Origin of the sequence: Streptomyces sp. NPDC051563 (genome assembly GCF_044454225.1) — a bacterium.
In the GTDB taxonomy this organism is placed as follows: Bacteria; Actinomycetota; Actinomycetes; order Streptomycetales; family Streptomycetaceae; genus Streptomyces.
This window is the reverse complement of sequence record NZ_JBITDL010000010.1, coordinates 220,599-244,662: the sequence shown is the minus strand read 5'-3', so window position 1 is coordinate 244,662 and position 24,064 is coordinate 220,599. Positions and strand designations below refer to the sequence as shown.

Sequence of the window (24,064 nt, the reverse complement as noted above, 5' to 3'; positions counted from 1 at the left end):
TTGGCGGACATGCCCGTTTGTTTTGTTTTCAGCCGCAAGCGGGCGTACTCTACGAGAGAACCCACAGAGTCGGGCATCGAACGGATCTGAAACCACATGTACGCACCGGAGCGCCAGCAGGAGATCCTCCGCCTCGCCCGCGAGGCGGGCCGGGTCGACGTCCTGTCCCTGGCCGACCAGTTCCAGGTCACGGCCGAGACCGTGCGCCGCGATCTCAAGGCCCTCGACCGCGCCGGGCTCGTACGCCGGGTGCACGGCGGTGCCATACCGGCCGGCCGCCTCGACTTCGAGCCGGACCTCACCGAGCGCGAGGCCACCGCCGCCGACGAGAAGGACCGCATCGCGGCCGCCGCCCTCGCCGAACTCCCCGACGGCGGCAGCATCGTCCTCGACGCGGGGAGTACGGTCGCCCGCCTCGCGGCCGCCATTCCGGTGGACTCCGCGCTCACCGTGGTCACCCACGCGCTGCCCGTCGCCGCCCGGCTGGCCGACCACACCGGCATCGACCTCCACCTCGTCGGAGGCCGCGTCCGCCACCGCACCCGCGCCGCGGTCGACGCCTGGGCCCTGCGCGCCTACGCCGAGATCCGCGCCGACGTCCTCTTCCTCGCGACGAACGGCTTCACCGCCGAGGGCGGCCTGACCACCCCGGACCTCGCCGAGGCCGCCGTCAAGCGGGCCGCGATGGCGGCCGCCCGCCGCGTCGTCCTCCTCGCCGACTCGCAGAAGGCCGGCCAGGAGCACTTCGCGTGCTTCGGCACCTTCGCCGACGTCGACCTCCTCATCACGGACAAGGGGCTCAGCCCCGCCCACAAGGCGGCGATCGAGGCCGCCGGTACGGAAGTTGTGCTCGTATGATCCTCACCGTCACCCCCAATCCCTCCCTCGACCGGACCTACGAGGTCCCCTCGCTGGACCGCGGCGAGGTGCTCCGCGCGAGCGGAGACCGGGTCGACCCCGGGGGCAAGGGGGTCAACGTCTCCCGCGCGGTGGCCGCCGCGGGCGTCCGTACGACCGCGGTCCTCCCGCTCGGCGGGGCGCCGGGCACGATGATCGCCGAACTCCTCGGCGCGCAGGGCGTGGACGTCACGGCGGTCTCCATCGCCGGCCAGACCCGCTCCAACATCTCCCTCGCCGAACCGGACGGCACCCTCACCAAGATCAACGCCACCGGCCCGGCACTGACCGCCGAGGAATCGGCGCTCCTCCTGGAAACGGTCCGCACCTGCTCGGGCGAGGCCGCCTGGATCGCCTGCTGCGGCAGCCTCCCGCGGGGCCTGGCCCCCGAGTGGTACGCCGACATCGTGACCCGGGCCCACGCCGCGGGCGCCCGCATCGCCCTGGACACCTCCGGCCCGGCACTGCTCGCGGCGCTGGCGGCCCGGCCGGACGTGATCAAGCCGAACGCCTCGGAACTCGCGGCGGCGGTGGGGCGGCCCCTGGCCACCCTCGGCGACGTGCTCAAGGCCGCGGAGGAGCTGCGCTCGCTGGGCGCGGGCGCGGTCCTGGCCTCCCTCGGCGCGGACGGCCAGCTCCTGGTCTCCGAGGAGGGCACCTACTACGGCACGGCGGCCGTCTCCTCGGTCCGCAGCAACGTCGGCGCGGGCGATGCCTCCCTCGCAGGCTTCCTGATCGCAGGAGGTACGGGCCCTGCGGCCCTGGCCTCCGCGCTGGCCCACGGCGCCGCCGCGGTCCAGCTCCCCGGCAGCGCCATGCCGGCCCCTTCCGACCTGCGCCCCGACGCGGTCCACCTCACCCAGGACCTGCCCCTGGACCTCCCTCTGTCCGAAATGAGCGACGAGCGATGAGCGAGACGATGCAGAACCTTCTGCCGGCAGACCTGGTCGACCTCGACCTGTCCGCAGAGTCCAAGGAGGGGGCGGCACGTGCCCTCGCCGAACGGATGGCGGCGCTGGGCCGGGTCACCGACCTGGACGGCTTCCTGGCCGATGTGGCCGCCCGCGAGGCCCAGATGCCGACCGGCCTGGAAGGCGGCATCGGCATCCCCCACTGCCGCTCCGCCCACGTCACGACCCCCACCCTGGCCTTCGGCCGCTCCCCGTCGGGCATCGACTTCGGCGCCCCGGACGGCCCGGCGGACCTCGTCTTCCTGATAGCCGCCCCCGCCGGCGCCGACGACGCCCACCTCTCCATCCTCTCCACCCTGGCCCGCCGCCTGATGCGTCCCGACTTCGTCGCCGCCCTCCGCGCGGCAACGACCCCGGAGGAAGCAGCGGCCCTGATCAATCCGGCACCCAATCCGGCCCCTCCGGCACCCGAAAATCCAGCCCCTCCGGCGTTTGAGGAGCGGGGGTCCGGGGGCGGAGCCCCCGAAGGGGCCCGGGGCGAAGCCCCGGTTTCGGGAAGGGGCGGGGTGGGGGAAAGCCCCGCAGGGCAGCCGTTCCGCATAGTCGCCGTCACCTCCTGCCCCACGGGCATCGCCCACACCTACATGGCCGCGGAGTCCCTCCAACAGGCCGCCGTCGAGGCGGGAATCGACCTCCAGGTCGAAACCCAGGGCTCGGCCGGCTTCACCAAGCTCACCCCCGAAGCCATCGCCGCCGCCGACGCGGCCGTCTTCGCCCACGACGTCCCGGTCAGGGAACGCGCCCGCTTCGCCGGCAAGCCCACCGTCGACGTAGGCGTCAAGGCCGGCATCAACCGCCCCGCGGAACTCCTCCAGGAGGCCCGCGCCAAGGCGGAACGCGGCGATACCACCACCGCCCCGACCCCGGTCGAAGAGGCCGGCGAGGAGCAGGACGGCTACGGCGCGAAGCTCCGCACCTGGCTGATGTCCGGGGTCAGCTACATGGTCCCCTTCGTCGCCGCGGGCGGCCTCCTCATCGCCCTGGCCTTCGCCATCGGCGGCTACGAGATCAACACCGCCCCCTCGGTCGCCGAGCACTTCGTCTGGACCGAGGCGGCCAGCTGGGCCGCACTGCTCTTCCAGACCGGCGGACTCGCCTTCGGCTTCCTGGTCCCCGTACTCGCCGGCTACATCGCCTACGGCATGGCCGACCGGCCCGGTCTGGTCCCCGGCTTCGTCGGCGGCGCCGTGGCCCTCACCATCAACGCCGGTTTCCTCGGCGGTCTGATCGCCGGCCTCATCGCGGGCGGCACCGTCCTCGCCGTCCAGCGGCTGAAGATCCCCACCGCCCTGCGCGGGATCATGCCGGTGGTGGTCCTGCCGCTCATCGGCTCCGCCGTCACCGCGTTCCTGATGTTCCTGGTCGTCGGCAAGCCCGTGGCCTCGCTCCAGCAGGCCCTCACCGACTGGCTGTCGGGCCTCTCCGGAGCCAACGCGATCATCCTCGGCGTGATCCTCGGCCTGATGATGTGCTTCGACCTCGGCGGTCCGCTCAACAAGGTGGCCTACGCCTTCGCCATCGGCGGCCTGGCCACCCCCAACGAGGGCAGCCTCAAGGTCATGGCCGCCGTGATGGCCGCCGGCATGGTGCCGCCGCTGGCGATGGCCCTGGCCACCACGGTCCGCGGCCGGCTCTTCTCCAAGACCGAGCGCGAGAACGGCAAGGCCGCCTGGTTCCTCGGCGCCTCCTTCATCAGCGAGGGCGCCATCCCGTTCGCCGCGGCCGACCCGCTGCGCGTGATCCCCGCCGCCATGGCCGGCGGCGCCGTCACCGGAGCCCTCTCGATGGCCTTCGAGTGCACCCTGCGGGCCCCGCACGGCGGCATCTTCGTGATCCCGCTGATCGGCAACCCGCTGCTCTACCTGATCGCCATCGCCGCCGGTACGGTCACCAGCGCCGGCCTGGTCATCCTCCTCAAGGGGATGCGCAAGCAGGACGGGACCCCGCGGCAGCAGGCCGGGGACGCCGAAGCGGCGCCCCAGCCGGAGCCGGCGAAGGTCACCGTCGCCGCCTGACCCGGACCGCCCCCGTCACCTCACCCGCGCGCGGAGCTCCATGGCTCCGCGCGCGGCCGTTTCGGTCTCGTAGACCTCGCACATGTGGCGCCCGTCCGGCGTCACCGTGTGCTCGACCTCCCACAGGCTGAACTCGCTCCCGTCCAGCAGGACGAAGGAGTGCTCGTACAGGCTGAAGCCCGCGTCCCGCCCGTCCGCCAGGCACTGCCGGGTACCGAAGACCTGCGTGATCTGGTGCGCGTAGGCCGACCGCAGCAGCAGGGCCACCTGCTCGCCCGGCCGGTCCGGGTTCTCCGCGCGGCGCAGCACCCGGCGGGCGTGGTCCGCCGACTCCTCCACCGCGTAGTCGCGGTGCCGCTGGGCCGGGGTCGGATTGGTGAACAGCGCGCTCAGCACGGCGATGTCACTGTCCGGCTCCTCCTCGACCGTGACCTCCACGAGGTCCCGCGCCACCTGCGAGGGGATCTCGCCGAAGAGCCGGGCCGCCGCGAGGCAGGTCTCCGCCTTGCCGGCGAAGACCTCGTACCGTATCGAGAGTCCGTCGTCCTGACGGTGGGCCAGTTCCCACAGGACCACGGAGTCGCCGTCGGACAGCAGGTAGGCGTGCCGGTGTATCTCCCGCCACGGTCCCGCGGCCGGGCTGCTCCGGATGGTGTGGAGCGTGGACCTGTGGGCGAGCGCGGTGCGCAGCCGCTCGACCAACTCGTCGGGCAGGTCGAAGGAGTTGAGGGCGCGGCCCAGGAGTCGCTCGAGGTGCGCCTCGGTTGTCTCGTGCGGATCGCTCAAGGTGGGTCTCCAGGCCGTCGCAGCTTGTCACTTCGCGGAAGCTCAACGTAGCCCCTGGGTCTGACATCACGTCCGGGGTTCGGTAAAACGTCCGGGAAGCGCCGGGGGTTCCAGCCACCCCTTCAGGTCAACCTCCATGTCGATGAGCATGGTTGGGCCGGATAGCGGGCACAAGGGCGGGAGCATGACCGTATGGCAACAAATACCGTGGGCGTCCCCCGCCAGCAGGGCCGGCCCCACAACCGCAAGGACGCAGAACCGATCGCGGCACCCCGCGCGCTGGCCTGGCTGCTGCTGATCACCGGGGCGGCCGGGGTGCTGGCCGCCTGGGTCATCACCCTGGACAAGTTCCTGCTGCTGGAGAACCCGGACTTCAAGCCCGCCTGCAGTCTCAATCCGGTGGTTTCCTGCGGCAGCGTGATGAAGAGCGAGCAGGCCGCGGCCTTCGGCTTCCCGAACCCGATGCTGGGGCTGGTGGCCTACGGGGCGGTCGTGTGCGTCGGCGCCGGCCTGCTGGCCGGGGCCCGCCACCGCGGCTGGTTCTGGCTCGGCCTCAACGCCGGAATGCTCTTCGGCGTCGGATTCTGCTCCTGGCTCATGGTCCAGTCGCTCTACGAGATCAACGCGCTCTGCCTGTGGTGCTGCCTGACCTGGGCGGCCACCCTGGTGATGTTCTGGGCGGTCACCGCGCACACCGTCCGGACGGGGATCCTGCCCGCACCCGCACCGGTGCGCACCTTCTTCGCCGATTTCGGCTGGGCGCCGCCCGTCCTGCACACCGGCGTGATCGGGATGCTGATCCTGACCCGGTGGTGGGATTTCTGGACCGGCTGAGCCCCCGGAGGACACCGGAGGACATGAGAGGGCCCCGGCAGCTGGACGCTGCCGGGGCCCTCGTCACTTCACGACGTCACGCCGCTTCTTCGAACCCGTCGCTCCACGGGCGCGGAGCGCCCGGAACGTGGACCGGGAGCGGAGATCAGCTGCCCTGGGAGACGTTGCCCGAGAGGACCGGGATGTTGTCCAGGATGTGCGAGAGCGGCTCGTCGCCCTTGGCCTGGGTGGAGTTCTCGGTGCACTGCTGGTTCTGCGGGTTGGACAGGACGTTGATGTCCTGGACGCCGACGTTGACCAGGGCGACCAGCGACTGGGCGTTGACCTTGGCCGGCAGGCCGATGCAGGGCTTGTTCAGGGTGCCCTGGACGAGGCCGAGCTGCGGGCTCATGTCGCCGTGGGTCTTCTGGTTGCCGTACGCCTGCACGGCGCCGTTCCCGTTGACGGTGTTGATCCCGTTGTCGTTGCCGATCGCCATGGCGGGGGCGGCAACAGCAGCGCCCGCGCCGACGGCGGCGGCGGTGACCGCGGCAGCAGTCATGATCTTCTTGAGCATCTTGATCCTTTTTTCGCACGAGTGCCCGCTAGTGGAGCTCCCTGATCAACTGCCCTGCGGGAGGTTGGTTCTCCTGCTTCACTCAAACGGCCTGTCCGGGGGCAGGTTTTCCCCGGGTGGGGTGAGCCGCCCCCGGACGCGTGCGCGAAGCCCGTACGCACCCCGCAGCGGCGCAGGGGGCCCCGCGCTCCTGTTGCGGTCCGTAGAACCCGTTCGCACGGTGGGTAAGGAGGCGGATCGATCGGGTCCGTTTCTGAGCGACCACCAGAAGGAACACCCATGCACCGCACCAAGGCCTCCCGCATCCGCATCCTCGTCCCGTCGGCCCTGGCGGTCGTCATACTCTCCGGCGCGGCTGCTCCCGCGGGCGCCGCGGAGGGTGCCGGTGCCGCCGCGAACCGAGTGGCGGCCGCCCAGGAGGAGATCAACGAGAAGGTGGCGGCGGCGGGTCCCGTCGAAGACGCCCTCGCCGCGGTCTCCAAGATCCTGGCGGACCTGACCAAGAGCCTGGGCACCCTGCTGCCGGGGATCAAGATCCCCGAGATCAAGCTGCCCACGCTCCCGGCCATGCCGGAGATCCCCGCGATTCCGGGCCTCCCCGACCTGCAGATCCCGGCGATCCCGGCGATCCCGGCGGTCCCGGCGGTCCCGGCGGTCCCGGAGATCCCCGACATCCCGATTCCCGACGTCCCGATCCCGGAGGTCCCGGCGCTCCCGGCCTCCGATCCCGCGGCCCCGCCCGCGGCGGCGGTGCCCGCGGCACCGGCGGTACCCGGGACACAGGCGGGGCTCGTTCCGAAGCTCCCGTCGTTCGCCGAGTTCCTTCCCTAGGGGCCGGCGACCCGCACACGGATCCGCACGCGGTGACGACCATTGGGCTGAACAGGTCTGATCGCGTGCGGAACCGTGTCGTCTGGGAAGGTGGACCGTTTCGCTCGATGTGAGCCCCGGAATCGGGGCAGAACATCGAAGAGAAGGTGCACTTCCCATGAACACTGCCAAGAAGGCCGCCCTGGTCCTGGCCACCGCTGGTCTCGCTGCGGCCGGTGCCGCCGGCTCCGCTATGGCCGACTCGTCGGCCGAGGGCGCGGCCGTGGGTTCCCCCGGTGTCCTCTCGGGCAACCTGGGTCAGGTCCCGGTCCACGTTCCGGTCAACGTCTGCGGCAACTCCGTGAACGTCATCGGTGCGCTGAACCCGGCGTTCGGCAACGTCTGCGTCAACGACTGACGTTCGACGCACCACGTGACTGTGGGCGCCCCCGGCCTCGCCGGTGGCGCCCACAGTCATGTCGGCAGGAGAACGGGCCGGACCGTCAGTGCGCGCCGCCGCCGTTGAGCTTCACTCCGCCGAGCAGCGGGGAGGCCTGGGTGGCCCCGTTGGCGAGGCCCAGTACCTCGCCCGGAGCATCGTTGCGGACCTCGTTGACCTTCTGGACGGTGGTCACGACCTTGTCGACGCTCTCGCCCTGCTCGGCCAGCCCGTTGCCCACGGTCTGCGGCAGCGCCGCCGATACCGGGTTCACCGAGTCGGTGACGGCCGTCAGCCCGCTCGTCAGGCTCATGGGGACGGCCGGCGCCTCGGTGGCGGCGAAGGCGGGGGAGGCGGCGCCGAGGGCGGCGACGGAGCCGACGACGACTGCGGCGACCTTCGAGAGCTTCATTATCGAAATCCTTTTCCAGTGGCGACCGTCGCGCCACTTTCGACCTGGCTAACGATTACCGGGCGCCGCGGAAACGCGGAACCGAACACGGCAACGGCCGGAGAATCCGACAAGGGACTCTCCGGCCGATATTTCTTCTGATTACCGGTATTGCCGTCAGGCGGCGCTACGGGACCTGCGGTACAGAATGGCGCCGCCCAGGACCAGGACCGAGGCGAGGGCCGCCGCGGCTCCGGGCGCTCCGGCGCCGGTCGCGGCCAGCTCCTGCCGCGCGGGGGCCGCGGGGGTGGCCGCGACGGGCACGGCCTCGGGGGCGGGCGCCGGGAGGGGCGCCGGGGCGGGCGCGGGAAGCGGGGCCGGGGCGGGTGCCGGGGCCGGCAGCGGTGCCGGGGGGAGCGGGACGGGCAGGTCACCGGCGGGGGCCGCCGGCGGCTGGTCGGCCGGGGGCACTACCGGCGCCGGGTGCTCCACGACCTGGCTGCCGTGCGGGGGCATCGGCGCGGGAGCCTCCCACGCCACGGGAGCCGGCGCGGGCAGCGTGTGCGCCTCCTCCTCTACGGGCGCGGGGGCCGGTGCCGGTGCTGGTACGGGCTCGGGCTGCGGCGCGGGCGCCTCCTCTACGGGAGCGGGCGCGGGCGCCGGAGCGGGAGCGGGCGCCGGGTGCTCCGCCTCGGGAGCGGGCAGCGGCTTCGGAGCGGGCGCCGGGGGCGCGTGGTGCGGGGCCGGGGGCTGCTCGGCGTGCGGTTGCGGCGGGTGCTGCGGCCGCGGCTCGGGCCGCTCCGGGGCGGGGTGGTCGTCGCACTCCTCCTCGCCGGAGTCCCCGTAGCCGCCCTGAGGTCCGGGCCCGTGGTCCTGGTGGCCGCCCTGCTGCCCGGGGCCGTGCTCCTCGGGGCCGCCGTGCTGCTCGGTTCCGGTGTCGCCGTAGCCGCCGTGCTGCTCGGGTTCGCGGTCGCCGTAGCCGCCCTGCCCGTGAGGCTGGTCGTCCTGGTTGACGTACTGCCTGACCTGCTCCGCCTGCTGCGGGCTGAGGTAGCGCTCGTAGTCGTACCCGGCGTCGGAGCCCGTCGTGGTGGCGCAGTTGTTGCCCATGGCCGGGTTGAGGCCCGCTCCGGCGTCCACGGTGTTGCCGCACACGTTCGGCGCGAAGGTGATGGGTACCGAGACGCTGTTGCCGGCCAGCACGCCCGGTGAGTGTGAGGCCTCGGCCATGGCCCCGGGCTGCGCGTAGGCCGCGCCGGTCGCGATCGACAGCAGACTCGACGCAGCGGCCGCGGTGAGCACCCCCTTGCCCAGTACCTGTCGGCTCAGTACCTGTCGCATGGGTCCTTCCCTGTCTACCGGCCCCGCGGCCGGTGCTGAATCGAAGGTGGCCTCGGAGTGCACCGCCGTGCACTCCGAGGCCACCCCGAGGAGGTCTGCCCTGCCCTTGCGGGCACAGGCGCTTCGTCAGGCGTTGACGCAGGTGTTGCCGAACGAGGGGTTCAGCAGGGCGATCACGTTGACGGTGTTGCCGCAGACGTTGACCGGGACGTGGACCGGAACCTGGAGCAGGTTGCCGGACAGGACGCCGGGGGAGCCGACGGCCTTGCCGTCCGCAGCCGAGTCGGCCATGGCGGGGGAGGCGGCACCGGCGGCCATCAGAATGCCGGCGGCCAGCACCACTGCCTTCTTGTACGTCATTTGTTTTCGTTTCCTTCCCGCAGAGGTCTATCCGCTGCAGAAATAACAACGAGTGGGTCCGGGAAAAGAAACCGCGGATTTCCGCGCGCCTCCGGCCAATTCACTCAGTTGCCTGCGCGTCCTGAATTGTGGCCGGATTGTTTTGGTTGCTTCAGGTCCCCATTCGGGTCCCGACATGCGGCGGGGCCGCCGCGACCCGAAGGTGCGACGGCCCCACTGGCGCGGTGCCGTGTCGGCTGGCGCGGCGGTGTCAGCTGCCGGCGGAGGCGTTGCCGGACAGGACCGGGATGTTGCTGAGGATGTGCGAGAGAGCCTCGTCGCCCTTGGCCTGGGTGGAGTTCTCGGTGCACTGCTGGTTCTGCGGGCTGGACAGGACGGGGATGTCCTGGACGCCGACGTTGACCAGAGCCAGGACGGACTGGACGTTGGCCTTGGCGGGCAGGGCGATGCAGGGCTTGTTGAACGAGCCCTGGATGAGCGCCATCTGCGGGCTCATGTTGCCGTAGGTGGCCTGGTTGCCGTAGATCTGCGAGGCCCCGTTGCCGTTCACGGTGTTGATGCCGTGGTCGTTGCCGATGGCCATGGCCTGCGGGGCCATGGCGGCACCCAGACCGACGAACGAGGCGGCAACCGCTGCGCCGGCCGCAAACTTCTTGATCATGATGGTCCCTTTTTTGCAGGATTGCCCGGTACTCAAGCACCCGGATCAACGGCGCAACCGCGGTTCGGGTTGCGTGTGTTCACTCGGATGCCGAAGTTTCGGGCGGCACGGTTGACGTCAGGCGTTGACGCAGGTGTTGCCGAACGAGGGGTTCAGCAGGGCGATCACGTTCACGGTGTTGCCACAGACGTTCACCGGGACGTGGACCGGGACCTGGAGCAGGTTGCCGCTCAGGACGCCGGGGGACTCGCCGGTGAAGCCGTTCGCCGTCGCGCCGTCGCCACCGTGCGCGGAGGCGAGGCCCGCGCCGCCCATCAGCAGCGCGGCGCTCGCGACCGCCAGGGTCGTGCCGCGCACCAGCCTCTTCTTCATCTCCGTTTTTCCTTTCGGTTCGAACAATGGTGCAACCCCATAACGACCCGCCCGTCTCCAGGGTGCGTGCCATCGCCCAAAAGGCCGTATGAGCGAGTCCGGCGTGATTTCCCTCCTGATTTCTGACAAAGTTCACTCCTGTTTTGTCCCCTTGATCGAAAATGGAGACAGGGTCATGGGTTCCTCCCGCAGAATCCTCGGCACGCTCGGTCTGCTGTCCTGCCTCACACTTTCGGTGAACGCACCTCTCGCCGGTGCGACTGGCGTTGCCGCCGCCCCGCCGGGCGCGCGGGCTCCGCTGGTCAAGGAGGCACCCCGGGTTCCGTTCACCCAGCGTTATCAGGCCGTGCAGCACGGAGGTCTGGTCCGGGCCTCGAACTCGTCCATCGGCTGCCGCAAGGAGGAGTCCGCGCAGGCCGAGCCCTGTGCCGAGGTCAACAAGGGCGCGGCCGGGACCAACGGCGACTACGAGATGTTCTACGACGAGGTCGACAAGGACCCGGACACCTACAACTCCACCCGGGCCGAGCTCAAGGTCCCGGCGGGCGCGAAGGTCTCGTACGCCCGGCTGTACTGGGGCGGGAACCTGCGGGTCGGCGAGCAGAAGCCGCCGGAGGACAACGGCCGGGTGCTCGTCGCCGAGCCGGGCGGTGCGTACAAGGAAGTGCTGGCCGACACGGCGATCGGGCACCGCAGCGACGCGGCCGCCGATGCCTACCAGGCCTCCGCCGACGTGACCCCGCTGGTCCGCAAGGGCGGCGCCGGGATGTGGACGGTGGCCCAGCTGAACATCGCCATGGGGCACTCGGACGCGGGTGCCTGGGGCGGCTGGACGCTGGTGGTGGCCTACGAGCACCCGCAGGAGCCGGTGCGCAGGATCTCGGTCTGGGACGGCTTCGAAGGGCTGGCCGCGGGGGCCGGCGAGGCAGCGGGCGAGACGGTGGAGCTCACCGGTCTCGACGCGGCGCCCGGCGCGCAGGGGCGGGTCGGAGTGGTCGGGTACGACGGGGACCGCGGAACGCTCGGGGATTCACTCACGGTGACCGCCGACAGCGGGCGCCGGATCAGCCTCAGTGACGGAGAAAATCCTTTTAATGATGTTATGAATTCCACGATCACGGAATTCGGAGATCACTCGTTCGTGCGACAGCCCGAACATATGAATAACCTCGGATATGACGCGGACGTGTTCGATCTGAGCCCCGCCCTGTCCGGTGGTGCCCGCACCCTGACCTTCGGGTTCACGGGCGAAAGCCAGGGTCATTTCCTCGGTGTGCTCTTCGTTCAGACAGATGCGCGCCGCTGAACGCAGGAGACCACTCCACGTGCCGACACAGCCTTCTTCACCCTCTCCTTCGCCCGCTCCCTCCCGGCCTCCGGCCGTCCTCCACCTCGTCCAGCCGGTCGAGGGCGGGGTCGCCCGCGTCGTCGTCGACCTCGTGCGCGCCCAGACCGCCGCCGGCCTGCGGACCTACGTCGGCTGCCCGCGCGGCGGACAGCTCGCGGACGCCGCCCGCGAGGCCGGGGCCGAGGTGCTCACCTGGCGTGCCGGGCGGGCCCCCGGGCCGGGCCTGGCCGCCGAGGTCCTCGGCGCCCGCCGCCTGATCGGGCGGGTCCGGCCCGATCTCCTGCACGCCCACAGCGCCAAGGCCGGACTCGCCGGGCGGCTCGCCGTGCGCGGGGCCGTCCCGACCGTCTTCCAGCCGCACGCCTGGTCCTTCGACGCCGTGGGCGGGGCCACCGCCGCGCTCGCGCTGCGCTGGGAGCGCTTCGGGGCCCGTTGGGCCGACCGGGTGCTCTGCGTCAGCGAGGCCGAACGCCGCACCGGCGAGTCCGAGGGGATCGCCGCCCACTGGTCGGTGATCCGCAACGGCGTCGACCTCGGCCACTTCCGGCCGGGCGGCCCGGACCCGGTCCAGGACAAGGCCCGGGCCCGCGCCGAACTCCCGCTGCCCGCCGCCTTCCAGGGCGACGGGCCGCTCGCCGTCTGCGTCGGCCGGCTCTGCCAGCAGAAGGGGCAGGACGTGCTGCTGCGGGCCTGGCCCGAGCTGCTCGGAGCCGTTCCCGGGGCCCGTCTGGTGCTCGTCGGAGACGGCCCCGACATGGAACGGCTGCGCCGCGGAGCCCCTCCCTCGGTCCACTTCGCGGGGGCCGCCTTCGACATCCGGCCGTGGCTTCGGGCCGCCGATCTCGTTGTACTGCCGTCGCGGTGGGAAGGCATGGCGCTCGCCCCGCTCGAAGCCATGGCCTGTGGCCGCCCGGTCCTGGTCTCGGACGTCAGCGGTGCCAGGGAGAGCCTCCCGCCCGGCCAGGGACGGCTGTGCCTGGTGGAACCGGAGGACCCGACGGCGCTGGCCAAGGCCCTGGGCGGGCTGCTCGCCGAGCCGCGGCTGCTCGCCGCACTCGGGGAGCAGGCGGAGCGCCACGCCCGAATGGAATTCGACGTGCGGCGCACCACGGACGCGGTCACCGGTCTGTACCACGAACTGCTGGGCAGGCCCCGGCCCTTGAACCAGGAGCGCATCAGCCGATGACGATGGACAGCGCACCCGCCCGGCACACCGGGCAGGACGGCACGGGGCCCGCCGGCGGCATCACCGGCATCACCACGACCGCGACCACGACCGCGAGCACCACCACCACCGGCGGTGCGACCAGTACGGCCACCAGTACCGCAGCCGGCGCCGGCCTCACCGCCGTGCGCCGCTCCGTGACCGCCATCCACCCGCCGCGCGGACCCAAGGCCGACCGCGCCCGGGCCGCCGTACGGCCCGAGCGGGTGCGCCGCCGGGACGGGACCGCTCCGCTGGTGGCCGCCGACGCCTTCGCCGCCGCGGCGGCGGTGGCGGTGCTGCCCGGAGCGGAGCTGCCCCTCGGGGCGGCCGCTCCGCTCGCCCTGGGCCTGATCGCGCTGCACGCCCAGGCCGGGCTGTACCGGCCGCGGCTCGCCCCCTCCGCCCTCCTCGAACTGCCCGCGCTCGCCGGGCGGGCCGCCGCGCTGTGGTGCGGGGCCGCCGCCGTGCTGGCCGCCACCGCCCCGGGCGACGCCCTGGGCTGGAGCGCGCTGCTCGGCGCCGTCTGCGTCCAGGTCGTCCTGGCCTGCGCCGGACGCGGAGCCGTCAACCAGCTCCGCCGCCGCACCCGCACCCGCCGCCCCGCCTCCGCCCTGGTCGTCGGACCCGGCGCCGGGGCGAGCGCGGTGGCCGCCGCCCTGCACGGGCGCCCCGAGTACGGACTGCGCCCCGTCGGCCTCGCGGACACCGGGCCCGACGGGGAGGCGGCGGCGGGAGTGCCCGTACTCGCCACCCACGAGGACATCCGGCGCGCGGTCATCCAGAACTCCGTCCGGCACGCCGTCTTCACCCGCCCGCCCGAGGCCGACGAACGCACCGCCTCCCTGGTCCGGCTCTTCCACGACCACGGGTGCCGGCTCTGGCTCGCCGACCCGGCGGGCACCGCCAAGGTCACCGGGATGCGCGTCGCGCAGCCCGCCGACCAGCTGTGGGGGTACGCCGTCCAGCCGCTGCTGCCGCGTCCGGCCCGGCCGGTCGAGCGGTACGCGAAGCGGGTCATCGACTCCTCGCTCGCCGCGATCGCCCTGCTGGCCGCGGCCCCCGTGATGGGCGTGTGCGCGCTCGCCGTGCGCCTCTCCGACGGGCCGGGGGTGATCTTCCGGCAGGAGCGGGTCGGCCTGTACGGGCGGCCCTTCACCCTGCTGAAGTTCCGCACCCTGCGCGCCGACGCGCACGAGTCCGCGACCCGCTGGACGGTGGCCGGCGACTGCCGGATGAGCCCGATCGGCTCCTTCCTGCGCAAGTCCTCGCTGGACGAGCTGCCGCAGCTGTGGAACGTGGTCCGCGGTGACATGAGCCTCGTCGGCCCGCGCCCCGAACGGCCCTTCTTCGTGGCCAAGTTCAGCAGCGTGCACCCCGGATACGAGGCCCGGCACCGGATGCCCGTCGGCATCACCGGCCTCGCCCAGATCAACGGGCTGCGCGGCGACACCTCCATCGAGGACCGGGCCCGCTTCGACAACCACTACATCGACACCTGGTCGCTGTGGCAGGACCTGTGGATCCTGGCCCGCACCGCGGCCTCCTTCTTCCGCTTCCGGCTGGGGGGCAGCTAAAGCATGAGCCTTGCCGCACCGACGTTCTGGTCCCGCCCGGACACCGCCGTCCTGCTGCGCCGGCACTGGCCGCTGCTGCCGCTCGCCGCGACCGTACTGGCCCTCCTGATCCCCGTCCCGGCCGGAGACGCGACCGCCTCGGGGAAGGTCGGTCCGGCCGACGCCGCCTCGCTGCTGCTCGTGTTCGTCTGCGGGATCCAGGCCCTGCGGGGCCGGGTCCGGCCGCTGAGCCCGCTGGGGGTGCTCGTCCTCGGCCTGCCGGCCGTCGGGCTCGCCGTCTCGACGGTGACCGCGGGGGACCCGTACGCGGCCCTGCCCGGGTTCGTGCGCTACCTCCAGGTGTTCGTGCTGGTCCCGGCGGCCATCGTGCTGCTGGTGCGGGACGCCTCCGAGTTTCGGCTGGCCGCCGGGTGCTTCGTGGTGCTGGCCCTGGTCCAGGGAGCGGTGGGCGTGGTGCAGTTCGCCACCCACACCGGGGCCTCGTACCAGGGTGAGGACATCCGCGCCGTGGGGACCTTCGGCCCCGGGGACGTCATGGGCATGGCCACGGTCGTGGCCTACGGCCTGGTCGTCGCCACCGCCTGCGCGCTCGCACCGGGGCTCCCGGCGCGGGTCCGGCGGGCCTCGGGGGCGGCGGCGCTGGTCCTGGTGCTCCCGCTGGTGCTGTCCTTCAGCCGGGGCGCGTGGATCGCGACCTCCGCCGGGGCCGCACTGGTGATGGTCCTGGCCGGGATCCGGCGGGCCCTGAAGGTGCTCCTCGCGCTGGCCGCCGCCGGGGTGGTCCTCGTGGGCGGGTTCGGGGTCGGCTCCGCGATGGTCGCGGAGCGGCTGACCTCGATCACGCAGGTGTCCGACGCCCCCGACCAGTCGGTGACCGACCGCTACACGATGTGGGCCGCGGCCGGGTCGATGTGGCGCGAGCGGCCCGCGGTGGGCGTGGGACTGAAGGGCTTCCCGGCCAACCGCGACGCGCACTCCGGGCTGGCGCTGTCCTCCGGCAGCGACACCGCGGGCGCGGGCCAGGGCTTCATCCGCCAGCCGCTGCTGTCCCCGCACAACATGTACCTGCTGGTGCTGAGCGAGCAGGGGATGACCGGGCTGATCGCCCTGGCGGGCGGCTGGCTGGCCCTGCTGGTGGCGGGCCTGCGGCGGTGTCTGGCGGGGCCCTCCGCGGTCCGGGACTGCGGACTGATCGCGACCGGCCTGCTCGTCTGGCAGCTCACCGACTTCCTCTACGCGGACATCGGCGGCCCGTCGACCGTCCTGACCGGAGTGATCATCGGCCTGGCGGCCTGGTGGGCGCTGCCCTCCGGGGACGGCGCGGGCGAGCCCGCCTCCGGCGCTCGTACGGGCGAGCGGAGCCGGGCCGTTCCGGCCCCCGGCCGCGGGCCGGGCGCACCCGCCCGGGCCGCGGCGCCCGAGGGTGCGGCCGGCCGGTGACGGATACGACGCCCTGGCGGCGGCCCGCAGCCGCGGCGACCGAGGTCGCCGCGGCTGCGGGCCGTCCGCCGCACCCCCCGGCGGCCCCCTCGGCCACGGCCGGTCCGTCCACGGGTCCGGCCGAGAACGCGAGCCGCGCGGCCGGCTCGGGCGGGCCGCTGTCCGCCGGACGCGGCGCCGCGCACGTGGGCATCCCCGTCCCCGCCGGCGACGCCGGAGCGGGCCGCGTGGTGGCCACCGGCGGTCCGGGCCCGGGCTTCGGCCGGGGCGCAGCCGCGTCCGGGCCGGGGCCCGGCGGATCCGCGGCCGTCGGGACCGCTCCGCCGGGCGCCGCGGAGGCCGTGCGCAGCACCGTACTGGGCGCCGCGGCGGCCGGGTCCGTACGGACCGGGCAGGGACGGGACGGCCGGGATACGGGCGCCGGGGCCGGTCCGCCCGGCGGCGCGCCCCGGACGGCGGGCGGCGGGCGCCGCGGTGACGGCCCGGAGGCGAAGGCCGACGGGGCCCGGTCCGGGAGCGGCGGGGGCCTCGCCAAGGCGGCCGCCGTGACGGCCGGACTGACCGCCGCCGGAGCGGTGTTCGGGCTGGTCCGCGACCAGACCATCGCGCACCTCTTCGGAGCCGGGCACGACAGCGACGCCTTCCTCATCGCCTGGACCGTCCCCGAGATGGCCTCGACGCTGCTCATCGAGGACGCCATGGCCCTGCTGATGGTGCCCGCCTTCAGCCACGCACTGGCCCGCCGGGCCGCCAGCAAGGCCGGGCTCACCCGCCAGGAGGCCCGCGCGCAGGATCCCGTACGGCTGCTCGTCGGCGCCACGCTGCCCCGGCTGCTCGTGCTCCTGGCCGCGGTGGCCTCCGTGCTCATCGTCGCCGCGCCGCTCGTCGTGGGCGTGCTCGCGCCGGGGCTGCCCGACCCCGGGCTCGCCGTCGAATGCACCCGGATGACCGCCCTGACCGTGCTGTCCTTCGGGATCGCCGGCTACTTCAGCGCCGCACTGCGGGCGCACCGCTCCTTCGTGCCGCCCGCCGCCATCTACGTGTCGTACAACGTCGGCATCATCGGGACCATGGTCGCCCTGCACGCCCTGTGGGGGGTGCGCGCGGCCGCCGCCGGGGTCGCCGTCGGCGGCGTGCTGATGGCCCTGGTCCAACTGCCCGCCTTCATCCGCAACGTGGGCTTCGGGCCGCCCCGCGCCAAGGGCGCACCGCGCTGCCAGCGCGACCGGGACCGGCCGACCCTGATCGCCTTCGGGGTGATCGCCCCGGTGATCTTCTTCGCCGTCTTCCGGCAGTCCCAGGTCCTGGTCGAGCGGTTCCTCGCCGCCTCACTGCCGCCCGGCGCCATCTCGCACCTCAACTACGCACAAAAAGTCGCGCAGATGCCGATGGTGCTCTCCCTCATGATCTGCACCGTCACCTTCCCCGTCGTCGCCCAGGCCATGGCCGGCGGGGAGCGCGAGAAGGCCCGCAGGCGCGTAGAGCAGGACCTCGCGCTCGCCTCCCTCGCCGTCCTCATGGGCACCGCGCTCGTCATCGGCTACGCGCCCCAGATCATCCAAGTCCTCTTCGAACGCGGTGCGTTCACTCACGTCGACACCGAGGCCACCGCCTCCGTCATGCGGGTCTACGGCCTCGGCCTGCTCGGCCACTGCCTGGTCGGGGCGCTCTCGCGGCCCTTCTTCTCCACCGACCGGCCCACCTGGTTCCCGGCCCTCGCCATGGGCTCCGGACTCCTCGTCAACATCGTCGCCGGAGCCTTCGCCGTCAGCTGGTGGGGGATCTACGGGATCGCCGCCGCCAACGCCGCCGGCATCTCCACCACCGCCGTCCTGCTGCTCACCGGCCTCGGCTCGCGGATCATCGCCATCCAGGTCCGCCGGGTCGCCATCAGCATCGGCCGGCTCTCCGTCGCCGCCCTCGCGGCCTGCGCCACCGGCTGGATCGCCGGGCCGATGATCCCCGACCCGCTGGTCAGCGCCGCCCTCGGCTGCCTGCTGGTCCCGGCCATGTTCGGGGCCACCGGCATGGCCATACGAGCCCTGGAGGTCACCGCCCTGCCGGGCCAGCTCGCGCAGCTCACCGCCCACCTCACCGACCGGCTCACCCAGCTCACGCAGAGGTTCCGCAATGTCCGCTGACACCGAAACGGCGCGCCCCGCCGCGGCGGCCCCCGCCCGCCGCACCGGCTCGCCGTGGGTCCTGATGTACCACTCCGTCGCCGAGTTCACCGATCCCGCCGAGGACCCGTACGGCATCACCGTCACCCCGTACGCGCTGGAGGCCCAGCTGCTGTGGCTGCGCTCCCGGGGACTGCGCGGGGTCTCCGTCGGCGAACTGCTGCGCGCCCGCGCCGCCGGACGGGCCGCCGGACTGGTCGGGCTGACCTTCGACGACGGCTACACCGACTTCCTGACCCGCGCACTGCCACTGCTGCGCCGCTACGGCTGCACCGCCACCCTCTTCGTCCTGCCCGGGCGGCTCGGCGTGGACAACGTCTGGGACCCGCTCGGCCCCCGCAAGCCCCTGCTCACCGCCGAGGGGATCCGCGAAGTGGCCGCCGCCGGACAGGAGATCGGCTCGCACGGGCTGCTCCACCAGGACCTCACCGCGGCCCCCGACGACGTACTGCAGCAGGAACTGCGCGGCAGCCGCGAGCTGATCCGCGAGCTGACCGGGACCCTGCCCGCCGGATTCTGCTACCCGTACGGGCACCTCGACGCCCGGGTCGTGGCCGCGACCCGGGCCGCCGGATACGGCTACGCCTGCGCCATCGACCCCGGCCGCCTCGCCGGACCCCACGCGATGCCCCGCACCCACATCAGCCAGGCCGACGGCGGCCCGCGGCTGCGCATCAAGCAGGTGCGCCACCAGGTGCGGGAGCTGCGCCGGGCGGTGCACCTGTGAGCCCTGGGAAGGTCCTGCACGTCATCACCGGACTCGGCGTCGGCGGCGCCGAGCAGCAACTGCGGCTGCTGCTGCGGCACATGCCGATGCACTGCGACGTCCTGACGCTGACCAACCCCGGACCGGTCGCGGAGGGGCTGCGCGCGGACGGGGTCCGCGTCGTCCACCTCGGGATGCGCGGCAACCGCGATCTGGGGGCGGTGCCGAGGCTGGCGAAGTTCATCCGGCGGGGCCGCTACGACCTGGTCCACACACACCTGTACCGGGCCTGCGTGTACGGCCGCCTCGCGGCCCGGCTCGCGGGCGTGCGGGTCAGCGTGGCGACCGAACACTCCCTGGGCGCCGCCGAGATCGAGGGCCGGCCTCTCTCGGGCGGGGTCCGGGCCCTGTACCTGGCGAGCGAGCGGCTGGGAGCCGCGACCGTGGCCGTGTCCGACACGGTGGCGGCCCGCCTGGAGGCCTGGGGGGTGCCGGCCGGGCGGGTGCACGTGGTGCCGAACGGGATCGAAGCCGTGCGGTTCCGCTTCGACGAGGGCGTACGGCGGGCCACCCGCACCCGGACCGGACTGCCCGAGCGGGCCTTCGTGGTCGGCGGTGTCGGCCGGCTGGTGCCGGGCAAGCGGTTCGACGTCCTGGTCCGGGCCGTGGCGGCGCTCCCCGGCGCGCACCTGCTGCTCGCCGGGGACGGGCCGGAGCGGGCGGCGCTGCGCCGGCTCGCCGCCGAACTGGGCGCGCAGAGCCGGATCCACCTGCTGGGGGAGCGGGATCCGCTGGGCGATTCCGCCGACGGGCGGACCCCGGGGATCCCGGCGCTGCTCGCCGCGATGGACGTGTTCGTGTCCCCGTCGCGGGAGGAGGCCTTCGGGCTCGCGGTGATCGAGGCGCTGGCGGCGGGGCTGCCGGTGCTCCACGTCACCTGCCCGGCGATCGACGACCTCCCCGCGGCGCAGGCGCCGGGGGCGCGGCGGATCGGCACCGGCACGGACGAGCTCGTCGCGGCGCTGCGCGGGCACATGGAGGCCGGCGCGAAGCGGCTGCCGCCGCCCGGGGTGGTGCGGCGCTACGACATCGCCCGGAGCGCGGCGCAGCTGCTGAACGTGTACGACCACGCGATGGCCGCTTCGCCGGCCGGGTCCCGGAGGGGGGTGGCGCTGCCCGGTCCCGGCCGGGCGCACCGAGGCGCCGGCCCGGGGGGTCCGGACCGTGCGGCGCCGGTGCCGGGGCCCAGTGCCCGGACCCCGGCTCCTCATACGCCGGAGGGGCCGGGCTTGGCGCCCGAGGGGCTGGGTGTGCCCGCGGCGGGGCGGGATGTGCCCGCCGCCGGTGGCGACAGCGGCTGATTCGACCCGTAGGGGCCCGCACCGGGCTCCGAAGCAAGCATCCGTCCACCAGGAAAGAGGTACGCACATGGCGGACACCGCCGACCAGAAGAAGTCCACCCACCGGCGCCGGGTCCGGCTGCTGCCGGCGCCCGCGTGGTGGCCGCTGCCCGCCGCCGCGCTGCTGGGGCTCGCCGCGGGCGGGGCGTACGGGGTGCTCAAGGCGCCCGAGTACGCCGCCACCAGCTACGTCGTCGCGGTTCCCGGCGACACCACCGAGCCGGCCACCGCCCTCGGCTTCGCCCAGGCCTACGCCCGCATCGCCACCAGCAGTTCGACCCTCGCGTACGCCCAGCCCCGCGCGGGCATCGCGGTGCAGAAGCTGCGGACCCAGGTCCGTGCCGAGACCTCCCCCGAGTCCCCGATGATCGCCATCACCGGGACCGCGAAGACCGCCGGCGAAGCCGCCGACATCGCCAACGCCGTCGCCGACGCCCTGTCGCTGAGCAGCAACCAGGCGGCCAAGAACACCGGCGTGCAGCTGCTCCTCTTCAACCAGGCCGTCGCGCCCAGCGAGCCCGCCTCCGCGTCCCCCGCGCTCAGCGGGGCGGTCGGCCTGTGCGCCGGCGGGCTGCTGGGCGGGCTGTGGCTGCTGGCCCGGCCCACCGCCGCCCGGCGGCGCGGCGAGGGTCCGGTCGCGGAGGGCGTCACGGACACCGCCGCGGAGACCGTCGAGGAGTACGCCTCGCTGCCCGCGCAGAGCGAGCCCGCCACGGCCAAGGAGAAGGAGTCGGTGCGATGACCACCGGCTCCGCCGGGGCCCTGTCGGTGACGCTGTGCCGAGATCCCCGGCAGTTCGCCGCGCTGGAGGAGCCGTGGAACCGGCTCGTCCGCGGCTGTCCCACCGCCACTCCGTTCCAGAGCCACGCCTGGCTGCACTCCTGGTGGCTGTCCTACGGCAAGGACGGCCGGCTCCGCATCGTCCTGGTGCGGCGCGGGGAGGAGCTGGTCGGCGCGGCCGCGCTGATGCTCGTACACCGGCCGCTGCCGCTGCTCGTGCCGCTCGGCGGGGGCATCACCGACTACTTCGACGTGCTCGTGGCCGCGGACCACGCCGACCAGGTCGTCCCGGCCCTGGCCAACGGCCTGCACCGGGCCGCCCGGGGCGCGGTCGTCGACCTGCGCGAGGTGCGGCCCGGTGCCGCCGCCGAGGCCGTGTTCGCGGCCTGGCCCGGGATCGGCAGCAAGCTCACCGACTCCACCTGCATGGAACTGCCGTCCATGCCCTTCGACGAGCTGGTCAAGCGGATGCCGGCCTCCGGCGCCCAGCGGGTGCGGGCCAAGCTCCGCAAGACCGATGCGGCGGGGATCGAGGAGCACGAGGTCACCGAGCAGGAGGTGCCGCGCGCGGTACGCACCCTGCTGCGGCTGCACGAGAAGCAGTGGCGCGGCCGCGGGGTGACCCCCGAACACCTCAAGCCCCGCTTCGCCGAGCACCTGACCCGGGCCACCCGGCGGATGGTGCGCGCGGGGGAGGGGCGGCTGGCCGAGTTCCGGCTCGAGGGGAAGGTGGTGGCCGCGAACCTCACCCTGCTCTCGGGCGCGCTCAGCGGCGGCTACCTCTACGGCGCCGATCCCGACCTGCGCGACCGGAAGGTGGACGTGGCCACGCTGCTGCTGCGCTACGAGACCACCCGCGCGCTCGCCGAAGGCCGCCCGGTGGTGAGCTTCCTGCGCGGCAACGAACCGTACAAGAACCACTGGCGGCCGCGGACGGTGGTCAACCAGCGCTTCCTGCTGGCCACGACCGCGCTCGCGCCCCTGCTGCGACTGCACGAGTCGCAGGTCACGGGGCGCGAGCGGGCCGTGGACGTGCTGCGGGAGGCGCTGCCGGCCGCCAGGGACTGGCGGGCCCGGCTCAACGAACTGCGGGTCCGATGACCCGGACGCCCCGCCTAGAAGGGCCAGAAGCCGGACTCCTTGCCCCAGTCGACCTTGATGCAGACCGACTGCTTGCCGACCAGCTTGGAGAGCCACTCGCCGAAGTTGATCGGCACGCACCACTCCGTGCTGTTGACGGGCGGGGCGGGCGGTGTCGTCGGCTTGGGCGGCTGGGACGGCTCCGGCTCCGGCTTCGGGACGAGCGGCGAGGGCTCCGGCGACGGCACCTCGGGGCTCGGCTTCGGCACGACCGGGCTGGGGCTCGGGCTCGGGCCCTCCGGGACGGCCGGGCTGACCTCGGGGCTCGGGACGGCCGGGCTGGGCTCGGCCGGGCTGGGCTCTACGGGGCTGGGCTCTACGGGGCTGGGCTCGACCGGGACCTCGGGGCTCGGGACCACGGGGCTCGGGACCACGGGCGAGGGCGTCGGGACGACCGGGCTCGGGACGACCGGACTGGGGACGACCGGGCTGGGGACGGCCGGGCTCGGCTCGGCCGGGCTCGGGCTGACCTCCGGGCTGGGGACCACGACCGGCGGGGTGACCACCGGCGTCGGGATCTCCGGCGTGGGGATCTGCGGGGTCGGGACGACCGGCGTGGGCACCACGGGGGTCGGGACGACGGGGGTCGGGACGACCGGGGTCGGGATGACCGGGTCGGGCCGCTGCGGGGTCAGCGCCTCGCGGAAGACCTTCGTCGAGGCCGGGTTCTGCTTGCACTGCCAGACGCCGTGCGGGCAGTAGTCGGTGATGGTGTGGTAGAGCGGCTTCTGCTTGTGGATCCACTGCAGCATGCGCCGCACGTACTCCGGGTTGTCCCCGTTGCGGAACAGCCCCCACTCCGGGTAGGAGATCTCTTTGCCGTGTGCCCGCGCGAAATCCACGTGCTGCTGGAGTCCGTACGGCTGGCTGATCTGGTCGTCGAAGGTCCGTCCGGGAGCCTGGTCGTACGAATCCATCCCGACGATGTCGACCACGTCATCGCCCGGGTAGCACTTGGTCCAGCCGATCGCGTCCGTACCCCGGTTCGGGGTGAAATCGAACTTGAACTTCTGACCGGGCACCGAGCGCATCGTGTTGACGATGCGCTTCCAGTAAGCCTTCCAGTTCTCCGGATCGGGTCCGCAGCGGTGGGTGTACGTGGTGCCGTTCATCTCCCAGCCGAGCACGATCACCGTGTCCGGGACGCCCAGCTCCACCAGCCGCTCGGCGAGCTTCTTGAAGTGCCGGTCGTACTGGCCCTGCGCGCCCGCCCGGATCAGCTGCGCCACCTGGCGGTCGGGGATCCGGTCCTCGTTGCGCTCCTGCATGGGCACGTTGAGGACGAACAGCCGGTCGTCCCGCTGGAGCCGCCACCGTGCCCAGTCGTCCAGGAAGCTGACGCCTCCTTCGATGCCGGCCCACTGGTCACCGGGCAGATAGGTGTGCCCGACCCGGATCTCCTTGCCGCCCAGCCAGTTCGACAGGAACGGGATGCGGGCCACTCCGGGCGGCCCGTAGTCGAGGTAGGCCCCCATGGCGATGTCGGACTCGGATCCCTGCTCCCCGGGGGCCGCGAGGGCGGCCCCGGTGGCGAGCAGTCCGGCCGTCACCGCTCCGATGCAGGTGCTCGCCAGTCGGCGGCGTGGTCTGGGCATGGCGTCTCCCGAGCTTTCCTGAATCGGTGTGCTTACCAAAGACGTTAGGCATCACATCTGACGAATGGCCTGTCCGGTGACCTCCGCGTAGGCCATTCGCACCTGCGCATCCTTCCCGCTTGGTCCGACTAGGTGAAAGACACCGTTTCCATGCACGCGCATCCCAGCCAAGTGCCCGCAGTTCTGCTCAGACTCGATCGGAATCCGTTCCACCACGGAACCCTCGGCGCCGTCAGATCCCTTGGGCGCGCGGGTGTGGAG

23 protein-coding genes are annotated in these 24,064 nt (G+C 73.3%); 15 read left to right on the top strand and 8 right to left on the bottom strand.

Translation table 11 applies throughout. From position 1 onward, the window contains the following. The first annotated feature begins 96 nt into the window (after window positions 1-96). Genes ACIA8F_RS14700 through ACIA8F_RS14690 form a run of 3 tightly spaced genes read left to right on the top strand, consistent with a single transcriptional unit; the run spans window position 97 to window position 3,883 of the window. Window positions 97-858, top strand: a complete 762-nt coding sequence (locus ACIA8F_RS14700; protein WP_399378756.1) for a DeoR/GlpR family DNA-binding transcription regulator — start codon at window positions 97-99, stop codon at window positions 856-858. Further along, a complete protein-coding gene (gene pfkB, locus ACIA8F_RS14695; protein WP_399378754.1) occupies window positions 855-1,808 on the top strand; it encodes a 1-phosphofructokinase in 954 nt (317 codons plus the stop codon). The genes ACIA8F_RS14700 and pfkB overlap by 4 nt, the downstream gene beginning before the upstream one ends. An 8-nt stretch (window positions 1,809-1,816) precedes the next feature. Next, window positions 1,817-3,883 (top strand): fructose-specific PTS transporter subunit EIIC, encoded by a 2,067-nt coding sequence (locus ACIA8F_RS14690; protein WP_399378800.1) that lies wholly within the window; start codon window positions 1,817-1,819, stop codon window positions 3,881-3,883. 15 nt (window positions 3,884-3,898) lie between these two features. Here ACIA8F_RS14690 and ACIA8F_RS14685 read toward each other — a convergent pair whose 3' ends face one another. Next, the gene (locus ACIA8F_RS14685; RefSeq protein WP_399378753.1) at window positions 3,899-4,669 is read right to left on the bottom strand and encodes a DUF6227 family protein; all 771 of its coding nucleotides are present in this window, start codon (window positions 4,667-4,669) and stop codon (window positions 3,899-3,901) included. Between the two features lie 192 nt (window positions 4,670-4,861). On the opposite strand from ACIA8F_RS14685, the gene ACIA8F_RS14680 reads away from it, so the two are divergent. Next, a complete protein-coding gene (locus ACIA8F_RS14680; protein ID WP_399378751.1) occupies window positions 4,862-5,503 on the top strand; it encodes a vitamin K epoxide reductase family protein in 642 nt (213 codons plus the stop codon). A 145-nt stretch (window positions 5,504-5,648) separates the two neighbouring features. On the opposite strand, the gene ACIA8F_RS14675 is transcribed toward ACIA8F_RS14680, so the two are convergent. Beyond that, on the bottom strand, window positions 5,649-6,059 hold the full coding sequence (locus ACIA8F_RS14675) for a rodlin (RefSeq protein WP_383956792.1): 411 nt from the start codon (window positions 6,057-6,059) through the stop codon (window positions 5,649-5,651). A 279-nt stretch (window positions 6,060-6,338) separates the two neighbouring features. Between ACIA8F_RS14675 and ACIA8F_RS14670 the strand changes: the two genes are divergently transcribed. Both ACIA8F_RS14670 and ACIA8F_RS14665 read left to right on the top strand, forming a co-directional pair. Further along, entirely contained in the window at window positions 6,339-6,890 is a 552-nt protein-coding gene (locus ACIA8F_RS14670) for a hypothetical protein (RefSeq protein ID WP_399378749.1), read from the top strand. 157 nt (window positions 6,891-7,047) lie between these two features. After that, a complete protein-coding gene (locus tag ACIA8F_RS14665) occupies window positions 7,048-7,287 on the top strand; it encodes a chaplin (protein WP_327306287.1) in 240 nt (79 codons plus the stop codon). An 85-nt stretch (window positions 7,288-7,372) separates the two neighbouring features. Here the strand turns inward: ACIA8F_RS14665 and ACIA8F_RS14660 are convergent, their stop codons facing one another. From ACIA8F_RS14660 to ACIA8F_RS14640, 5 genes are all read right to left on the bottom strand, one after another. Further along, window positions 7,373-7,720 carry a hypothetical protein gene (locus tag ACIA8F_RS14660; RefSeq protein ID WP_399378747.1) on the bottom strand — a complete coding sequence of 116 codons (348 nt, stop codon included), beginning with the start codon at window positions 7,718-7,720 and terminating at the stop codon, window positions 7,373-7,375. 156 nt (window positions 7,721-7,876) lie between these two features. Continuing rightward, window positions 7,877-9,040 (bottom strand): chaplin, encoded by a 1,164-nt coding sequence (locus ACIA8F_RS14655; protein ID WP_399378745.1) that lies wholly within the window; start codon window positions 9,038-9,040, stop codon window positions 7,877-7,879. Window positions 9,041-9,166: 126 nt separating this feature from the next. Next, window positions 9,167-9,400: a chaplin gene (locus ACIA8F_RS14650; protein WP_399378744.1), complete on the bottom strand. Its 234-nt coding sequence runs from the start codon at window positions 9,398-9,400 to the stop codon at window positions 9,167-9,169. 250 nt (window positions 9,401-9,650) lie between these two features. Continuing rightward, entirely contained in the window at window positions 9,651-10,061 is a 411-nt protein-coding gene (locus ACIA8F_RS14645; RefSeq protein WP_112451357.1) for a rodlin, read from the bottom strand. A 117-nt stretch (window positions 10,062-10,178) separates the two neighbouring features. Then, on the bottom strand, window positions 10,179-10,433 hold the full coding sequence (locus ACIA8F_RS14640; protein ID WP_399378742.1) for a chaplin: 255 nt from the start codon (window positions 10,431-10,433) through the stop codon (window positions 10,179-10,181). Window positions 10,434-10,536: 103 nt separating this feature from the next. Here ACIA8F_RS14640 and ACIA8F_RS14635 point away from each other — a divergent pair, with 103 nt between their 5' ends. From ACIA8F_RS14635 to ACIA8F_RS14595, 9 genes are all read left to right on the top strand, one after another. Further along, window positions 10,537-11,739 (top strand): DUF3344 domain-containing protein, encoded by a 1,203-nt coding sequence (locus ACIA8F_RS14635; protein ID WP_399378799.1) that lies wholly within the window; start codon window positions 10,537-10,539, stop codon window positions 11,737-11,739. 19 nt (window positions 11,740-11,758) lie between these two features. After that, on the top strand, window positions 11,759-12,967 hold the full coding sequence (locus ACIA8F_RS14630) for a glycosyltransferase (RefSeq protein ID WP_399378740.1): 1,209 nt from the start codon (window positions 11,759-11,761) through the stop codon (window positions 12,965-12,967). After that, complete coding sequence (locus ACIA8F_RS14625) at window positions 12,964-14,562, top strand: exopolysaccharide biosynthesis polyprenyl glycosylphosphotransferase (RefSeq protein ID WP_399378738.1); 1,599 nt, start codon at window positions 12,964-12,966, stop codon at window positions 14,560-14,562. The genes ACIA8F_RS14630 and ACIA8F_RS14625 overlap by 4 nt, the downstream gene beginning before the upstream one ends. Before the next feature lie 3 nt (window positions 14,563-14,565). After that, a complete protein-coding gene (locus ACIA8F_RS14620; protein WP_399378736.1) occupies window positions 14,566-16,002 on the top strand; it encodes an O-antigen ligase family protein in 1,437 nt (478 codons plus the stop codon). Next, entirely contained in the window at window positions 15,999-18,143 is a 2,145-nt protein-coding gene (gene murJ, locus ACIA8F_RS14615; RefSeq protein WP_399378734.1) for a murein biosynthesis integral membrane protein MurJ, read from the top strand. Before ACIA8F_RS14620 ends, murJ begins: the two co-directional genes overlap by 4 nt. Further along, the gene (locus tag ACIA8F_RS14610; RefSeq protein WP_399378733.1) at window positions 18,133-18,909 is read left to right on the top strand and encodes a polysaccharide deacetylase family protein; all 777 of its coding nucleotides are present in this window, start codon (window positions 18,133-18,135) and stop codon (window positions 18,907-18,909) included. Before murJ ends, ACIA8F_RS14610 begins: the two co-directional genes overlap by 11 nt. Next, window positions 18,906-20,249, top strand: coding sequence for a glycosyltransferase (locus ACIA8F_RS14605; protein ID WP_399378731.1), 1,344 nt, complete (start codon window positions 18,906-18,908; stop codon window positions 20,247-20,249). Before ACIA8F_RS14610 ends, ACIA8F_RS14605 begins: the two co-directional genes overlap by 4 nt. A gap of 67 nt (window positions 20,250-20,316) precedes the next feature. After that, window positions 20,317-21,030, top strand: a complete 714-nt coding sequence (locus ACIA8F_RS14600; RefSeq protein ID WP_399378729.1) for a lipopolysaccharide biosynthesis protein — start codon at window positions 20,317-20,319, stop codon at window positions 21,028-21,030. After that, entirely contained in the window at window positions 21,027-22,169 is a 1,143-nt protein-coding gene (locus ACIA8F_RS14595; protein WP_399378727.1) for a GNAT family N-acetyltransferase, read from the top strand. Before ACIA8F_RS14600 ends, ACIA8F_RS14595 begins: the two co-directional genes overlap by 4 nt. 14 nt (window positions 22,170-22,183) lie before the next feature. Here the strand turns inward: ACIA8F_RS14595 and ACIA8F_RS14590 are convergent, their stop codons facing one another. Further along, window positions 22,184-23,803 (bottom strand): glycoside hydrolase family 26 protein, encoded by a 1,620-nt coding sequence (locus ACIA8F_RS14590; RefSeq protein WP_399378725.1) that lies wholly within the window; start codon window positions 23,801-23,803, stop codon window positions 22,184-22,186. Between the last annotated feature and the right edge of the window lie 261 nt (window positions 23,804-24,064).

What these genes read in the sequence shown, in the direction of transcription:
- ACIA8F_RS14690 (WP_399378800.1), top strand. Translation starts at nt 1,817, where the DNA reads ATGCAGAACCTTCTGCCGGCAGACCTGGTCGACCTCGACCTGTCCGCA.
- ACIA8F_RS14590 (WP_399378725.1), bottom strand. Translation starts at nt 23,803, where the DNA reads ATGCCCAGACCACGCCGCCGACTGGCGAGCACCTGCATCGGAGCGGTG.
- ACIA8F_RS14640 (WP_399378742.1), bottom strand. Translation starts at nt 10,433, where the DNA reads ATGAAGAAGAGGCTGGTGCGCGGCACGACCCTGGCGGTCGCGAGCGCC.
- ACIA8F_RS14610 (WP_399378733.1), top strand. Translation starts at nt 18,133, where the DNA reads ATGTCCGCTGACACCGAAACGGCGCGCCCCGCCGCGGCGGCCCCCGCC.
- ACIA8F_RS14675 (WP_383956792.1), bottom strand. Translation starts at nt 6,059, where the DNA reads ATGCTCAAGAAGATCATGACTGCTGCCGCGGTCACCGCCGCCGCCGTC.
- ACIA8F_RS14660 (WP_399378747.1), bottom strand. Translation starts at nt 7,720, where the DNA reads ATGAAGCTCTCGAAGGTCGCCGCAGTCGTCGTCGGCTCCGTCGCCGCC.
- ACIA8F_RS14620 (WP_399378736.1), top strand. Translation starts at nt 14,566, where the DNA reads ATGAGCCTTGCCGCACCGACGTTCTGGTCCCGCCCGGACACCGCCGTC.
- ACIA8F_RS14665 (WP_327306287.1), top strand. Translation starts at nt 7,048, where the DNA reads ATGAACACTGCCAAGAAGGCCGCCCTGGTCCTGGCCACCGCTGGTCTC.
- ACIA8F_RS14655 (WP_399378745.1), bottom strand. Translation starts at nt 9,040, where the DNA reads ATGCGACAGGTACTGAGCCGACAGGTACTGGGCAAGGGGGTGCTCACC.
- ACIA8F_RS14680 (WP_399378751.1), top strand. Translation starts at nt 4,862, where the DNA reads ATGGCAACAAATACCGTGGGCGTCCCCCGCCAGCAGGGCCGGCCCCAC.
- ACIA8F_RS14625 (WP_399378738.1), top strand. Translation starts at nt 12,964, where the DNA reads ATGACGATGGACAGCGCACCCGCCCGGCACACCGGGCAGGACGGCACG.
- ACIA8F_RS14670 (WP_399378749.1), top strand. Translation starts at nt 6,339, where the DNA reads ATGCACCGCACCAAGGCCTCCCGCATCCGCATCCTCGTCCCGTCGGCC.
- ACIA8F_RS14595 (WP_399378727.1), top strand. Translation starts at nt 21,027, where the DNA reads ATGACCACCGGCTCCGCCGGGGCCCTGTCGGTGACGCTGTGCCGAGAT.
- ACIA8F_RS14650 (WP_399378744.1), bottom strand. Translation starts at nt 9,400, where the DNA reads ATGACGTACAAGAAGGCAGTGGTGCTGGCCGCCGGCATTCTGATGGCC.
- ACIA8F_RS14645 (WP_112451357.1), bottom strand. Translation starts at nt 10,061, where the DNA reads ATGATCAAGAAGTTTGCGGCCGGCGCAGCGGTTGCCGCCTCGTTCGTC.
- pfkB (WP_399378754.1), top strand. Translation starts at nt 855, where the DNA reads ATGATCCTCACCGTCACCCCCAATCCCTCCCTCGACCGGACCTACGAG.
- ACIA8F_RS14600 (WP_399378729.1), top strand. Translation starts at nt 20,317, where the DNA reads ATGGCGGACACCGCCGACCAGAAGAAGTCCACCCACCGGCGCCGGGTC.
- ACIA8F_RS14700 (WP_399378756.1), top strand. Translation starts at nt 97, where the DNA reads ATGTACGCACCGGAGCGCCAGCAGGAGATCCTCCGCCTCGCCCGCGAG.